This is a genomic window from Telluria sp. LT2P34 (assembly GCF_059685915.1).
Map to the genome: position 1 here is coordinate 1 of NZ_JCASIN010000007.1, position 13,932 is coordinate 13,932.

Consider the following 13,932-nt stretch of genomic DNA (forward strand, 5'->3'; position numbering starts at 1 on the left):
CACGACCGGTGTCGTGACCGTTGCCAACGGCACGCTGCTCGACTACGAAACGGCGACCAGCCACACCATCACGGTCCTGGCGAGCAGCTCGGACGGCTCGAGCAACAGCCAGGTCTTTACGATCGGTGTCACCAACGTCAACGACAATGCGGTCAGCGCCGTCACTGATAGCAATGCAGGCCTCGACAGCGTAGCGGAAAACGCGGCAGTTAGTACCGTCGTCGGCGTGACCGCTTTTGCCACCGATGCCGACTCCGGCGCTGTCGTCACCTACAGCCTGAGCGACGACGCCGGCGGCCGCTTCGCCATCAATGCCACGACCGGTGTCGTGACCGTTGCCAACGGCACGCTGCTCGACCACGAAACGGCGACCAGCCACACCATCACGGTCCTGGCGAGCAGCTCGGACGGTTCGAGCAACAGCCAGCTCTTCACAATCGGTGTCACCAACCTTAACGACAACGCTGTCAGCGCCGTATCTGACAATGATGCTGGCACAAATAGCATCGCTGAGAATGCAGCGACCGGTGCCCTCGTCGGAGTGACCGCTGTCGCCACAGATGCTGATAGTGGTGCCGTCGTTACTTACAGCCTGAGTGACAACGCTGGTGGACGCTTCGCCATCAATTCGTCAACGGGCGTCGTCACCGTTGCGGACGGAACCCGGCTCGATTACGAGTCAGCAACCAGCCATACCATCGCCGTTGTGGCCAGCAGCTCCGACGGCTCGCCCAACAGCACCCAGAGCTTCACGATCAATCTTGCCAACGTCAATGACAACGCCGTCAGCGCAGTCTCCGACAGCGACGCCAGCGTCAACAGCGTGGCCGAAAATGCGGCGGCGGGAACGGTGGTTGGCTTGACTGGCTTTGCGACCGACGCCGACCGTGGCGCCGCCGTTAGTTACAGCTTGGCTGACAGCGCGGGCGGACGCTTTGCCATCGATGCTACGACCGGCATCGTCACCGTCGCCGCTGGCGCCGTACTCGACTACGAGTCGGCTACCAGTCACAGCATCACCATCGTCGCCAGCAGCTCCGACGGCTCGCCTGCAGCCAGCCAGAACTTCACCATCAATGTCACGAACGTCAACGACAACGCCGTCAGCGCGGTCTCCGACAGCGATGCTGCCGCCAACAGCGTGGCCGAGAACGCCGCACCCGGCACGGTGGTGGGCCTGACCGCCATGGCGACCGATGCCGATGCCGGTGCAGCTGTCACCTACAGCCTGAGCGACAACGCCGGCGGACGCTTCGCCATCGATGCGGCTACCGGCGTCGTCACCGTCGCCAATAGCGCCGTGCTCGATTACGAAGCCGCTACCAGCCACACGATCACCATCGTCGCCAGTAGCTCCGACGGCTCACCCAACAGCACCCGGAGCTTCACGATCAACCTCACGAACGTCAACGATAACGCCGTGAGCGCGGTCGCCGACAGCGATGCTAGTGCCGACAGCGTGACAGAAAATGCGGCGACTGGTACTGTCGTAGGTATTACCGGCTTGGCCAACGATGCCGATGTCGGCGCACTTGTCACCTACAGCCTGAGCGACAACGCCGGCGGCCGTTTCGCCATCGATGCCGCTACCGGCGTCGTCACCGTCGCTAATGGCGCCGTGCTCGATTACGAAGCCGCTACCAGCCACACGATCACCATCGTCGCCAGCAGCTCCGACGGCTCACCCAGCAACAGCCAAAGCTTCACGATCAACCTTACCAACGTCAACGACAACGCGATCAGTGCTGTTATTGACACCAACATCGCTACCAACAGCGTTACGGAAAATGCCGCGCCCGGAACTGTCATCGGCCTGACCGCCTTTGCGACCGACGCGGATGCCGGCGCCGTCGTTACGTACAGCCTGAGCGACAACGCCGGCGGACGCTTCGCCATCGATGCCTCAACCGGCGTCGTCACCGTCGCCAACGGCGCCGTGCTCGATTACGAGACGGCGGCCAGCCACAGCATTACCATCGTGGCCAGCAGCACTGATGGCTCGCCAAGCAAGAGCCAGACCTTCAGCGTGGCGGTCAACAACCTCGACGAGGTAGCGCCAACCATCACGTCGGGAGCAACGGCCACGGCGATCAACGAAAACAGCGGCGCCGGCCGGGTGGTGTACACGGTGGCCGCCACCGACACCGGCGACATCAGTGGCGGCCTTGGCTACAGCCTGAAAGCGGGAGGCGATGCGGCAGCATTTAGTATCAACAGCGCCAGCGGTGCGGTGACCCTGATGGGCAACCCCGACTTTGAAACGAAGTCCGCTTACACGTTCACAGTAGTGGCAACCGATGCCGCGGGAAACCACAGCGAGCAAACGGTCGGCCTTGCCATCAATGACGTCGATGAGGTCGCCCCGGTCGTCACGGCGGTGACCGACAACGTGGGCGGTACGGCGACGACGGGCCAGCCCATCATCTTCACCGTCAGCTTCAGCGAAGCCGTCACGGGCGTGAACGCAGGCAGCTTCACCGCGACCAATGGCACCATAGGCAGCGTGGCGCAGGTCGGCACCAGCAATAACTATACGGTACTGGTGAACTCGACGTTCGGCGTGGCTGCGGGCACGGTCGCCCTCAGCCTTGCAGCCGGGGTAACAGACATGGCAGGAAACGCCGCCGCTCCGGGCAGCCTGGCCGGCTTCGATAGCCAGCCAATCGACACCCTGGCGCCGAACGCGCCCACAGCTATCACGCTGACGCCAGTGGGCGGCACCGTTGTCGCAAATACCGTGAATGGCACCAACACGTTCTTGAACGCATCGGCAACGATCGTCGCCGGCCAGGCTACCGGAGGAAGCGCCGCACTGTATATAGGAAACACTCTGATCGCCACCGATACCAGCATCGCCAGCGGTGACACCTCGGTGACCTTCACCACCAGTGACGGTAGCCCGACCAATGCCGAGCTCCAGGCCAAGATTGCGACCGGCGGTGTGGTCAGCGTCAAGCTCTTCGACGCCGCAGGCAATGTGACGACGAGCACATCGGGCAACCCGACGCTCATCGCCGACTACAGCGCACCGGTCATCACGGCGGTAACCGACAACATCGCCGGCACAGCTAAGGCCGGCCAGGCGATCACCTTCACCGTCAGCTTCGACGAAACGGTCACAGGCGTGACCACTAACAGCTTTACTGCGACCAACGGCACGGTAGCGAGCGTGGCACGGGTTGGCACTAGCAATGATTACACGGTCGAGGTGAGCCCGACGGCCGGCGTGGCCTCCGGTACGGTGGCCCTGAGCTTGACGGCTGGCGTGACCGATACCGCAGGAAATGCCGCCACACCAAGGACCCTGGGAAGCCAGCCAATCGATACGAAGGCGCCGATGGCAGACACTATCAACTTTGTAAAAGATACTGGTAACAAATGGCTCGCGAAGATCACGTTCACTGAAGCTGTTACCGGATTCAACGCCACAGACATACAAACGACAGGTACGGTGAATTCCGTTACGGCTGACGACAGCTCGGGAATGAATTGGACGGTGGCCATAAGCGGCGTTACCGGAAGCAATCCAACCTTCAAGATTTTGGCAAGCGGGTCCGCGACGTCGGGACCATTTTGGACCGACAACGCAGGAAACGGTGGTGGTGCAAGTGACAGCATGTCCATTAAACCTGCAGGCATCGCCGGTGAACCCATTAACCTTGGCCTGACCATTCCGTCCGAAGAATTGAACGGTTCAGTCTCCCTCATAGTCGCCGGGCTTCCACCAGATTGGACCCTGAATGCCGGCACTCGCCAGGCAGATGGCAGCTGGATTGTGCAAACAACCGATCCAAGCATCTTGACCGTCACGACGCCATCCACCTATGCCGGTGCGATGGTCCTCACGGTCACCCAAACCTGGACCGACCAGAACGGCGCTGTCCACACGGACTTAATTGCCAACAACGTCGAGGCCTACGCCCCAGGCTCCGCGATCTTCGCGGTTTCAACGGATGACAACCTCACCGGTTCCTCCGGCGCCGACTTGTTCGTCTTCGCCCAGCCAATCGCCAGGGACGTCGTGCACAATTTTGACGTCGCCGCCGACAAGATCGACCTGATCGGATTTGACGGCTTCACCAGCTTCGCCGCCGTCCAGTCCAATCTGGCCAACGACGCCAACGGCAATGCGGTGCTCACGCTCAACAACGGCGCGACGATCACGGTGCGGGGCGTTTCTGCCTCGGCACTCAGCGCGAGCAACTTCGTCTTCAACCAGGAGCCGGTGACAATCAACAGCGGCACCCTGACGATCAGCGACGGCGCCATCATGCCATTCAGCGGCATCATCGAGAACAGCGGCACCATCGCGCTCGCTTCCACCGGCAGCGACACCAGCTTGCAAATTCTGGTGGACAGCGTCACCCTGCAAGGGGGTGGGCGGCTGACCATGTCCGACCGCAGCGGTAACGTCATTTTCGGCGGCACCGCCGCCGCCACGCTCATCAACGTCGACAACACGATCTCCGGCGCCGGCCAGCTAGGCAGCGGACAGATGGCGCTGGCCAACGCGGGCACCATCGTCGCGAACGGCGCCAATGCGCTTGTCATCGACACGGGCAGCCGCGCCGTCACCAACTCTGGCACGCTGGAAGCAACCGGCAGCGGCGGCCTGGTTATCCAGGGCGCGCTCGATAATTCCGGTAGCCTGTGGGCCAACGGTGGCAACATCACCGTCCAGGGCAATGTCAGCGGCAACGGCACTGCAACGATCAGCGGTACGGCGACACTGCAATTCGGCGGTGCCTCGAACGGACATACGACCTTCGCCGAAAACGGCGACGGTACGCTGGTACTCGGCCAGTCGGCGGCCTTCACCGGCACCGTCGCTGGATTCAATGCGGGCGATTCGCTGGTATTCGGCGACATTTTTGGCGACGATGTAAGGCTCGCCTACTCTGCGAATGCTGCCGGAACAGGCGGCACGCTGATCCTCAACGATGGCGTTCATACCGCCAGCATCGCCCTGAGCGGCCACTACACCTCTGCCGGATTCCAGGACATGCTTGGCCAGGGCAATGTGAGTATTGTCAACTACACGGCCAATGCCAATGACCAGCTCAAGTACGGCACAGCAGGTGCAGACATCGTCGATGGCGGCACCGGAAACGATATCCTGGTCGGTGGAGCGGGCGACGACATCCTTGCCGGGGGCATCGGCAACGATACATTCGACTTCAACCTGATATCGGACGCCGGTAGCGCAGGGGATGTGATCACCGATTTCAGCATCTCGGGCGCCGGCGGCACGGACGTGCTTGATTTGCATGACCTGTTGCAAGGTTTTGCCGGATACGACGGCACCAACGCAATCTCGGGCGGGTATTTAAAATTTACCTATGATGGCGCGAACACAGTGGTGCAAGTCGACAGCAACGGCGGCGGCGATTCTTTCATCACACTGGTCACATTGAACAATGTCTTGATTGACCATACGAGTACGCCCAATCTCTTCATCTGAGCATGCCGAGCATCAAAGGAGTGATGCAGGAGGCCTGGACGCAAGTCCAGTGCCTTGCATGCCATCGCACTTGACCACCAGGATAGGGAGCTCGACCATGAAGCCGATCACTGTGGCAATCGCCGCGCACGACGGGGGAACTATCGAACAGTGCAGGCTGATGCTGGGCCATGAAGATCACGTCACCATGTTGCGGCAGGTGGCAAGCAGCGAAGACCTGGTGACGGAAATTGCGCGCCTCAAACCCCGCATCCTGCTGCTGGACGCTGGCCTGTCTGCGGACACGGAGTGCACCGTCCTTCAAGCGCTGCGCCTTGCGTGCCCGGAAACGCGTGTGGTGCTGGTGGCACGCGATGCTCTTTGCGATGACCAGCTTGCTAATGCAGTTGTTGTTGGCGTCCGCGGCTACCTTGAACAGGAGGATCTCGAGTACCTTCTTGCCAAAGCAGTGCGTGGGATAGACCAAGGGGAGGCCTGGGTGCCGCGCAAAATGCTGGGCACGATCATGACAATGGCCTCGGCAAGATGTTTGGCCTGAACACGCGTTGACCGGAAAGTGCACATTGAACCAGCTCACTGCCTGCGGTATTATTTTCCTGACATCAAGATCAGGAAGAGAGCATGGCGACCATCCTCTGGAGTGACATGAAACGAAGCATTGTCGGGCCAACGCTCACGCTGGTGTGGTTCCTTGCCGCATCTCCTTGCGCACTGGCCCAGACGCTCCAGGAAGCTGTCACGCAGGCAGTCCTCACCAATCCCGAGACCTTGGCCGCCGCCAATCGCCGGTTTGCCGCTGATGAAGGTGTCAAACAGGCGCGCGCCGGCTACTTCCCGCGCATTGATATCAGCACGGGCATCGGTCGCGAACGGCTTGACACACTGGAGTCGCGCTTGCGTGGTTTGGACGATGCCACGTTCACCCAGCGCGACACCCTCGTTACCTTGTCGCAGATGCTGTTCGACGGCTTCGCAGTGCGCAGCGAAGTGGCGCGCCAGACTGCGCGCGTCGATTCGTCTGCCTATGGCGTTGCCGCGATCGCGGAAGAGCTTGCCCTGCGTACTATTGCCGTTTACCTGGAGATACTGCGACGCCGGGAAAACATCGCCGCTGCACAGGACAACCTCGATGCGCACGGACGCATCCATCAGCAGATCAGGTTACTCACTGAAGGCGGTGTTGGCCGCCGCGCCGACCTTGATCAGGCTGAAAGCCGGCTCGCGCTGGCGAAAGCAAATCTCCGGCAGGAACAAAGCAGTCTCAAAGACGCTGAAGCAAGTTACCGTCGCCTGGTTGGCAGCGCCCCGCAGACGCTCCGGATGCCGGTGTTACCCGACAGGGACCTGCCCAAGAGCGAGACGGCAGCGGTCGACGCCGCGTTGAGCGGTCACCCATCGGTGAAATCGGCACAGGCCGACGTCGAGCTTGTCAGCGCCGCGAATGCGGGCGCAAAAGCGGGCATCTTCCCCCGGGTTGACCTCGAACTGGTCAACAGGCATGCCAACGATATCGTGCGGCGGCCCACCAGCGATCTCAGCGTCATGCTGCGTCTTCGCTATAATTTTTCGCGCGGAGGCGCCGATCTCGCACGCGTCCGGGAAACCGGCTTCCAGATTCAGGAAGCCAGGGAAGTGCTGGATCAAACTCGCCGCCAGGTCCAGGAAGACGTATCGCTGGCATTTAACGCGAACGTTACCGCTCGCGAGCGGCTTGAGCTGCTGCGCCAATATGCCAGCGCAAGCGCGGCTACCCGTGAATCGTATGCGAAACAATTTAGTATCGGCCAACGCAGTTTGCTGGACCTGCTCAATGCCGAAAACGAGTACTTCAATGCACGGCTGGCCTATACAACGGGACAGTACGCGCAGCTCGTGAGCGCGTATCGGATTTTGGCCGGCATGGGCCAGCTGCTCAGCCAGATGCAAATTGCCTTGCCAATCGATACGGTCAAGGTAAGCGAACGGCTAGGCCGTTAGGTCACGCAAGCGCCAAAGCGCAGCGCTGCATGCGGCGCCCAAAGAAAAGCCCCGACTCTTCTCTGGAGTCGGGGCTTGTTTTCGTCTATCCGAGCGCTCGCCGCGCGGCCGATGCCAGCACGCCATTCAGGCTCTCCAGGGTAGCCGGCTTGACCAGGTGGTCGTCGAAGCCGGCAATGCGTGTTCTAGCCCGGTCCTCCTGTGTACCCCAGCCACTCAAGGCGACCAGGACAAGGTCGCCGAGTCCCGGCAGCGAGCGCAGGGCGCGTGCCACCTGGTAGCCGTCCATGCGCGGCATGCCCAGGTCGAGAAAGGCCAGCTCGGGCACAAACAAGGCGCCGACCTGCACGGCTTCCTGCCCGTCATAGGCAACGCGTACTTCGTGCCCTTTTTCGCGCAACAAGCAGGACAGGGTGTCTGCCGCATCGACATTGTCGTCGGCGACCAGCACGCGCAGGCGGGGCTGCTCGGCAGGCGCGGTAATCGGCTCTTCGAGAATCGGCACGGCCGGGCCGGCGCCGGTCTCCGGTGCAAGCGGCAGGCGAATGGTGAAGGTGCTGCCGCACCCGGGGCCGTCACTGGCGGCGGTGACGGTTCCCCCATGCTGGGTAACCAGGTGGCGCACCAGCGACAGGCCGATGCCCAGGCCACCCTTGGAGATGGCGATACTGTGCGGCGCCTGCGAGAACATGTCGAATACGCGCCCCAGCTCCTGTTTTGCGATCCCGATCCCGGTATCGGCGACCTCGATGACCACCTTGTCATCGCTGGCGCGGGCGGAGACAGTGATCCGGCCGTGTGCCGGCGTGTACTTGCTCGCATTCGACAGCAGGTTGCTGAGCACCTGGCTCAGGCGCACCGTATCGGCCTCCATCCAGATCGCTTCGTTCGGCACATCCAGCGTGAGCTGATGCCGTCCAGCCTCTACCTGGGGCAGGCTGGTTTCGACTGCGCTTGCGATGACCGACTGCACATCGACGCGCTGCATCCGCAGGTCCATCTTGCCGTTCGAAATACGCGCAATGTCCAGCAAGTCGTTGATGAGATGGACCATATGGTTGACTTGCCGGTCCATCGTCCCGCGCACGCGTTCCACCATCGCCGGCTTGTCCCCGCTCAGGCGCAGCAATTCCAGCGCACTGCGAATGGGCGCCAGGGGATTGCGCAGTTCATGCGCGAGCGTGGCGAGAAATTCGGACTTGCGGCGGTCGGCTTCGAGCAGCGCGTCCATCGAGCGCACGCGTTCGATATGAGCCCAGCACCGGTCGACGACAGCCTCCACCAGCGCGATGTCATCCGCGCTCCAGGCACGCGGCTGCTGCTGGTGCACCGCCATCATCGCCACCAGCTGGCCCTGTTTGACCAGGGGACAGCAGATGATGGCCTTGACGCCGATCGCATTGAACATGTCGGCGCCGTCTTGCGGTGTCAACTCGCGGTCGACATCGTTGATCAGGAGGGTGCGGCCGATGCGCATGTTCGACGCGGCGCGCGAGCCGAAGAGGTTGAGCGAATACTCGCCGACGGTGCTGATCGCGCCTTCGACACGCCAGTCGTGGCGGATCGTGAAGCGGTCGTTATCCGGTTCCACATTGGCATAGGCAACGCGGGTCACGTTCAGGTACTCGCCCAGCAGGCGCGTGCTGTGCTCCATGACGGCGCCCGGCTCGTCGGCGAGGCGGGTCGCTTCGCCGATGACGTCGAGCAGGCGCAGACGCTCCTGCTGGGAACGGATCTTCCCGGTGGTCTCGGTGCAGACGCAGAGCACCCCGGCGATCTCGCCGGCTTCCGCACGAATCGGACTCGTCGAAAAACTGGCGAACACCTGCTCCGCGAAGCCATTTCGCGTCAGCGTAAATTCCTGGTCTTCGAACCACAGGGTTTCACCTTCCAGGGTTGCCGCCAGCATGGGAGCGACGATTTCCCATATCTCCGGCCAGACTTCCCGGAAAGGCTTGCCCAGAAGGCGCCGCGGTTCGGCGGCCCTGGCGCCGAGGATCTCGCGATAGGCATCGTTGTGAAGCAGCAGCAGGTCCGGTCCCCAGGCGATATACATGGCGTGGTGCGCCGTGAGCATCATGCTGACCGCCGTGCGCAGCGATTGCGGCCATGTCCCCAGGCCGCCAAGCGCTGTGGAAGCCCAATCGAAGCTGCGGAACACCGCTCCCATCTCGCCGCCGCCTGAAAGAAAGCCGAGGCTTGCGCCAGGCGGGCTGACACCTGCTGAATCGTGCATGGTAGAGAAGGGCAGATGAGCTGCCTGATGTGGAATAGCGAAACAATAGCATTTGTTTGACTCCGCTGTCAGGGACTGCCGGTGGCGCTGCTGTCATCAGCGTGACACACGCGCCCACTATTCTGCCCCTCCATGGATGCGGCCACCGCCGCATGCAACCCCTGGAGAAACCGCATGACCACTACCCCTGAACTTTCCCGCCGCCGCTTGCTGCGCCTGCTTGGCGCCGTCCCGATGCTGCCGCTGGCAAGCGTCGCCGGTGCGTCGCTCTTGAGCGCCTGCGGTGGCGACGACGATGGCGACGCCACGCTGGCGACCGCATCGGGCGCTCCGGTCGCCACCCTCGGCACCATCAGCTTCAGCTCGATGCCCGCGCCAACGCTGGCCAACCCCGCCGCCATGGCGACAACCACTGTCGGCTCGACCATGACGGTCAACTTCAGCGACACCAGCAAGCTCGATTTCAAGCTCGCTTACCAGCCCTTCTTCATCACCGGCGACATGGTCTCCAATGGCGCCGGCGGCACGACGCTGGCGGGCGGCTACTACAACATCCGCAACCAGCCGATCATCGACACCAGCGTGCCCGGCCGCGAACGCCAGTTCTTCTCCGACGCGCCGGACGGCACTTCGCTGCTGTCCGTGCCGAACGCCAGCGTTCCCGGCGTAAAAGGAAAACCCGTGTTCGCGGTCGTGCAGTTCGAATACGCGACCTTCGCCCAGGACGGCAAGACCGGCATGTACGGCCGCCTGCCGTCGCCGATCGGGGTGCTGACGCTCGACCAGGACCAGGCCACCGGCAAGCTCACCCTCGTCAAATACCACAACGTCGACACATCAAGCGTGGAGGGCCTGTGGATCACCTGCGGCGCCAGCCTGTCGCCCTGGGGCACCCACCTGTCGAGCGAGGAATACGAGCCGAACGCGTTTACTGCCGCCACCGACCCGCAGTTCCGCGCCTTCAGCCAGAATTTGTACGGCAGCGAGAGCGCCGCCAATCCCTACAACTACGGCCACATGCCGGAAGTGACCGTCAACCCGGACGGCAGCGCCTCGATCAAGAAGCACTACTGCATGGGCCGCATCTCGCACGAGCTGGTACAGGTGATGCCGGACGAGCGTACGGTGCTGATGGGCGACGACGCCACCAACAGCGGCTACTTCGTGTTCATCGCCGACAAGGCGAAAGACTTGTCCAGCGGGACCCTGTACGTGGCCAGGGTCGGCGCCGGTTTTTCGCTCGACCCGCAAGCGGCCGGCGCCTCGCTCACCTGGATCCGGCTCGGTTCGGCCACCAGCGCGGAAATCCGGGCGCTGGCCGCCAGCATCAAGCCGGCCCAGATCATGGACGTGCGCACGACGGACCCGCAGGACGCGTCGTATAAAAAGGTTGCGGCGAATGGCGCCATCGAATGGATCCGCTTGAACCCGGGCATGGAGAAGGCGGCCGCCTTCCTCGAGACCCACCGCTATGCGGGCCTGGTCGGCGCCTCGATGGGCTTTACCAAGATGGAAGGCACCACCGTCAACGCCGCCAACAAGGTGGCCTACTCGGCGCTGCAGAATTGCCAGAGTTCGATGGTGGCGGGGAACGCGCTGAACGTGCCGGGCAATGGCGTGTCGATCCCGAAGGCGCTGAACGCGGGCGCGGTGATGGCCTTGAATTTGAAAGGCGGCCAGACCGATACGGGCGGCGCCGCGATCGCCAGCGAATGGATGCCGGTCGACTTGCGGGCCTTGCTGGTTGGCGAAGACATCGCCGCCGACGTCCTCGGCAACACCGCCAATCCTAACCGCATCGGCAACCCGGACAACCTGAAATTCTCGGAAAAGATGCGCACCCTGTTCATCGGCGAAGACAGCGGCCAGCACGTGAACAACTTCCTGTGGGCGTACAACATCGATACCAGGGAGCTGTCGCGCGTGATGTCGATTCCGGCCGGCGGCGAATCGACCGGCCTGCATGCGGTCGATGAGCTCAATGGCTGGACCTACATCATGAGCAACTTCCAGCATGCGGGCGACTGGGGCGGCATCCACAATGTGGTCAAGGGCACGCTCGACCCGCTGCTGCGCGCGAACTACAAGGACAAGTTTGGCGCGGCGGTCGGTTACCTGACGGGGGAGTTGAGCCAGACGCGGCTGGCGAAGGGGTGATGTGCGCTGATTGATGCGATACTGCTGCCCTTCGAACCGCGGGGCAAGCATGGCCATCCTTTCCCAACTCATCCTTTATCCGATCAAGTCCTGCGCCGGCCTGGCAGTCGACGAGGCCGTGGTTACCGTCTCCGGCCTGCAAGCCCACGGCATCCACGACCGCGAATGGATGCTGGTCACGAATGAGGGCCTGTTCCTGACCCAGCGCGAATTCCCGCGCATGGCGACCATCGTGCCGCGCGTGGAAGAGGGCTCGCTGGTCGTCAGCACGCCCGGCATGCCGCCGCTGGGCCTGCCATTGGCCCACGAAAACAGCGCCAGCCTGCGCGTGCAGATCTGGGACGACATGGTCGAGGCCGACGACTGCGGCGACGCGGCCGCCGCCTGGTTCGGCCGGGCGCTCGGCACTGTTTGCCGGCTGGTGCGCTGCAAGCCGGAACTGGCGCGCCCGACCAGCACCACATGGACCGGCGGTGCGCCATCGAGTGCGCGCTTCGCCGACGCCTACCCGCTGCTGCTGATCGGCCAGGCCTCGCTCGACGAAATCAACCATCGCATGCGCCAGGCCGGCCGCGCGGCGCTGCCGATGGACCGCTTCCGTCCGAACCTGGTGGTCGCCGGCCTCGACGCTTTCGAGGAGGACTACACCGCAGCGCTGGAATCGGGCGACATCGTCATCCGGCCCGTGAAACCCTGCGCGCGCTGCCCGATCCCGGCGATCGACCAGGCCACCGGCATTCCCGGTCCGGATCCGCTCGACATCTTGAACAGCTGGCGCACGAAAGCCGTGCTGGACGGTGCCGTCTGTGTCGGCATGAACTGCATCCTGGCGGCAGGCGCCGGCGCCACCCTGCGGCTGGGGCAGGCCTTCGACGCCAGCCTGTCGTTTTAAGGCCGCGCAACGCAGCAAGACCGTATCCAAGCCGATGCGGATCGCGTAATGTAACGGGTATTGCTAAAAGGAATGCCCATGCACCTGCCGGATGCTCAGTCAGCCACCCAGTCGCGCGACCTGATTGCCGAGAACGAAGCGCTGCGCGCCCAGATGAGCTACGTCATGGAGCAGGCGCGGCGCAACCACGAGATCATGTCGCGCCACCAGGCCTTCGACCTGGAAATCGTCGGCGCGGCCACGTTTACGGAGCTGGTCGGCACCATCTTCCGGATGCTGCCCATCATTTCCGAACTCGACAGCGTCACCCTGTCGCTGGTCGACCCGGATGCCGACATTTATACCGTGATGCACAAGCTGGGCGTCGATTTCGAAGCGCTGCCGAACCTGCTGTTCTGCGAGCATGCGGTGGCGCTCGGTTTCGAGACCTACGAGGGCGAGCGCCTGCGCCCGCGCCTCGGGATGTACACGCGCGCCGAGCACCATGCCGCTTTCCCCCATCCGCCGGCCGGGCTACAGAGCGTGGCGCTGGTGCCGCTGCTGCGCAACAAGCGCCTGATCGGCAGCCTGAACCTGGGCAGCACCGATATCCAGCGCTTCACGGCCGCGCTCGGGACCGACTTCGTCGAGCACATGGCCTCGATCATCGCGATCTGCCTGGAAAACGTGATCAGCAACGAGATGCTCAAGTACATGGGGCTGACCGATGCGCTCACCGGCGTCTACAACCGGCGCTACATCGACCGCCGCCTGATGGAAGAAGTGTCGCGGGCACGGCGCCAGGGTTACCGGATATCGGTGATGTTCATCGACGTCGACCATTTTAAATCCGTCAATGACCGCGTCGGACACCAGGCCGGCGACGACGTGCTGCGCGAAGTGGCGGCGCGCATCAAGATGGAACTGCGGGTGTCGGACGCGCTCGCGCGTTACGGCGGCGAGGAATTCGTGGTCCTCTTGATCAATGCCGACCTGGCCGCGGCGGCGATGGTGGCCGAGCGCATCCGCGCCAGCATGGCCGGCAAGCCCTTCGACCTGGCGGGCGGGCAGGGCATCGATGTCTCGGTGTCGATCGGCGTGTCGGCGCTGGACGAGGCGCCCTGCGAGCTGCCGATCGAGGCGGTGGCGCAGCAGCTGGTGGCGCTGGCCGATGGCGCCTTGTACCAGGCCAAGGAAGCGGGACGCAACCGCGTGGTCAGGGCGTAGGGT

7 protein-coding genes are annotated in these 13,932 nt (G+C 63.2%); 6 read left to right on the forward strand and 1 reads right to left on the reverse strand.

All coding sequences use genetic code 11. The features are described 5' to 3' along the window. Positions 1-13 precede the first annotated feature (13 nt). The 3 genes from AC56KZ_RS17240 (at position 14) to AC56KZ_RS17250 (ending at position 7,438) form a co-directional block, all read left to right on the forward strand. Positions 14-5,461: a beta strand repeat-containing protein gene (locus AC56KZ_RS17240; protein WP_497163414.1), complete on the forward strand. Its 5,448-nt coding sequence runs from the start codon at positions 14-16 to the stop codon at positions 5,459-5,461. Positions 5,462-5,558: 97 nt separating this feature from the next. Continuing rightward, positions 5,559-5,999: a response regulator gene (locus tag AC56KZ_RS17245; RefSeq protein WP_497163415.1), complete on the forward strand. Its 441-nt coding sequence runs from the start codon at positions 5,559-5,561 to the stop codon at positions 5,997-5,999. Positions 6,000-6,082: 83 nt separating this feature from the next. Next, positions 6,083-7,438 carry a TolC family outer membrane protein gene (locus tag AC56KZ_RS17250; protein ID WP_497163416.1) on the forward strand — a complete coding sequence of 452 codons (1,356 nt, stop codon included), beginning with the start codon at positions 6,083-6,085 and terminating at the stop codon, positions 7,436-7,438. Positions 7,439-7,523: 85 nt separating this feature from the next. Here AC56KZ_RS17250 and AC56KZ_RS17255 read toward each other — a convergent pair whose 3' ends face one another. Beyond that, a complete protein-coding gene (locus AC56KZ_RS17255) occupies positions 7,524-9,674 on the reverse strand; it encodes a hybrid sensor histidine kinase/response regulator (RefSeq protein ID WP_497163417.1) in 2,151 nt (716 codons plus the stop codon). A gap of 174 nt (positions 9,675-9,848) precedes the next feature. On the opposite strand from AC56KZ_RS17255, the gene AC56KZ_RS17260 reads away from it, so the two are divergent. From AC56KZ_RS17260 to AC56KZ_RS17270, 3 genes are all read left to right on the forward strand, one after another. Then, positions 9,849-11,831: a PhoX family protein gene (locus tag AC56KZ_RS17260; RefSeq protein ID WP_497163418.1), complete on the forward strand. Its 1,983-nt coding sequence runs from the start codon at positions 9,849-9,851 to the stop codon at positions 11,829-11,831. Between the two features lie 49 nt (positions 11,832-11,880). Continuing rightward, complete coding sequence (locus tag AC56KZ_RS17265) at positions 11,881-12,723, forward strand: MOSC domain-containing protein (protein WP_497163419.1); 843 nt, start codon at positions 11,881-11,883, stop codon at positions 12,721-12,723. Between the two features lie 78 nt (positions 12,724-12,801). Further along, on the forward strand, positions 12,802-13,929 hold the full coding sequence (locus tag AC56KZ_RS17270) for a GGDEF domain-containing protein (RefSeq protein WP_497163420.1): 1,128 nt from the start codon (positions 12,802-12,804) through the stop codon (positions 13,927-13,929). The last annotated feature ends 3 nt before the right edge of the window (positions 13,930-13,932 follow it).